Source organism: Streptomyces sp. PU-14G (assembly GCF_041028275.1).
In the GTDB taxonomy this organism is placed as follows: Bacteria; Actinomycetota; Actinomycetes; order Streptomycetales; family Streptomycetaceae; genus Streptomyces.
Genome location: NZ_JASKYT010000664.1, coordinates 1 through 2,105 on the forward strand (window position 1 = coordinate 1; position 2,105 = coordinate 2,105).

Annotated in this window: 2 protein-coding genes; both read left to right on the forward strand. The window is 75.1% G+C overall.

Features of this window, described 5'->3' with window-relative positions:
* Positions 1-1,067: FecCD family ABC transporter permease (locus AB8Z75_RS34510; protein ID WP_369209031.1), on the forward strand; the 1,067-nt coding region annotated here is incomplete at its 5' end.
* Positions 1,064-2,065 carry an ABC transporter ATP-binding protein gene (locus AB8Z75_RS34515; RefSeq protein WP_369209033.1) on the forward strand — a complete coding sequence of 334 codons (1,002 nt, stop codon included), beginning with the start codon at positions 1,064-1,066 and terminating at the stop codon, positions 2,063-2,065. The genes AB8Z75_RS34510 and AB8Z75_RS34515, both read left to right, overlap by 4 nt.
* The last annotated feature ends 40 nt before the right edge of the window (positions 2,066-2,105 follow it).

Consider the following 2,105-nt stretch of genomic DNA (forward strand, 5'->3'; position numbering starts at 1 on the left):
CCTCCCCGCCGACCCGCCCGACCGGGTACGCCCTCGTGCGGGGCCGCGGGACCTCGTGGCTGGTGCACCGCCGGGCCGCCGCCGTCGCCTGCGCCCTGGCTGTGGCGCTCTTCGCCGCCGTGGTCGCCAACCTGACGTTCGGCGAGACGACGGTCGCCCCGACGCAGGTCGTGAAGGTGCTGCTGGGCCGGCCCTCCCCCGACGCACTCGTCGTCGGCACCCTGCGCATGCCCCGCATGACGGTGGGTCTGCTGGCGGGCGCCGCACTGGGTGTGGCGGGCGCGCTGATCCAGACGGTGGCCCGCAACCCGCTGGCGAGCCCGGAGATCATCGGCGTGACGCACGGCGCGTCGGCGCTGACGGTGGGCGCGATGACGTTCGGCCTCACCTCCGCCGCCGCGCTCCCGTACGTCTCCGTGACGGGCGGCCTGCTCGCGGCCTTCCTGGTCTACGTGTGCGCGTGGCGCGGCGGCCTGCACGCCACCCGTTTCGTCCTGGTCGGCATCGGCATCTCGGTGGCACTGCGGTCACTGACGCAGCTGTTCCTCACCAAGGGCGACCAACTGGTCGCCCAGCAGGCGAAGGTGTGGATGACCGGGTCGCTCAACGGCCGCGGCTGGGACCAGGCCGGGCCGCTGGCCCTCGCCCTGCTCGCGCTGCTGCCGTGCGTCCTGTGGGCGGCGCGCGCGATGCGCGACGTCGCGCTCGACGACGACACGGCCACGGCGCTCGGCGTCAGGCTGGGCCGCACACGGCTCGGGCTCGTCGTCACGGGCGTCCTGCTGGCGTCCGTGGCCACGGGCGCCGCGGGGCCCGTCGACTTCGTCGCGCTGCTGGCACCGCAGATCGCCCGCCGGCTGACCCGGACGGCACCGCTGCCCCTGGCCTCTTCCGCGCTGCTGGGCGCCTTCGTGGTGACGCTGGGAGACCTGCTCGCGCGCCGGCTGTTCGCACCGGTCGAGCTGCCGGTCGGTGTGTTGACGGCGGCGGTGGGAGCGCCGTATCTGATCTGGCTGATCGCCCGCACCGGTGCCCGTAGGAAGAGCGCGAAGGGAGCCACCCGATGAGCGACCGCCCCACCGACCCGCCCGCCGTGCGCCCCGCCGGCCCGGCCGCCGCGGCGCGTGGCGGCGGTCCGGCCGCCCCTCGGCTCGCCGCGCGCGGACTGACGCTCGCCTACGAGGAGCGGACCGTCGTCGAGGGCCTGGACCTGGAGATCCCCGACGGGGAGGTCACCGTCGTCGTCGGCCCGAACGCCTGCGGCAAGTCGACGACGCTGCGCGCCCTCGGCCGGCTCCTGCGGCCCCGCGCGGGCGCCGTGCTGCTCGACGGCGCGGAGCTGGCGCGGATACCGACGCGGAAGATCGCGCAGTCGGTGGGGCTGCTGCCGCAGTCCCCGGTGGCGCCCGAGTCGATCACCGTGTCCGATCTGGTCGCCCGAGGGCGGCAGCCGCACCAGCGCTGGTGGCAGCAGTGGTCGGAGCAGGACGAGCGGGCGGTCGCCGACGCGATGGAGCGTACGGACGTCACCGGGCTCGGCGACCGGCCCGTGGACGAGCTCTCCGGCGGGCAGCGGCAACGCGTGTGGCTGGCGATGGCGCTCGCGCAAGAGACGGACCTGCTGCTGCTGGACGAGCCGACGACCTATCTGGACATCGCCCACCAGGTAGAGGTACTGGACCTGGTACGGCAGCTGAACCGCGAGCGCGGGCGGACGGTGGTGATGGTGCTGCACGACCTCAACCAGGCGACCCGGTACGCGGACCACCTCGTCGCCATGAAGGAAGGACGCGTCGTCGCGCGGGGACGCCCGGAACGGATCGTCGACGCGGCGCTCGTGCGCGAGGTGTTCGGGCTGGAGGCGGTCGTGGTGCCGTGCCCGGTCACCGGCGACCCGCTCGTCGTCCCCGGGGCCCCCTGGCAGGCCGCCGCCGGGCCCCCTCCTGCGGCGCCCGGCACGCACGGTGCCCCCGAACCGCCCAGCAGTTCCGCGCCGTCCAACAGCTCCGCGTCGTCCAGCAGCTCCGCGTCGTCACTCCGTACCCCTCGAAAGGCCACCTCGTGAAGGACACCAGCCTCAGCGCAGACGTCCGCGCCTCCCGCCC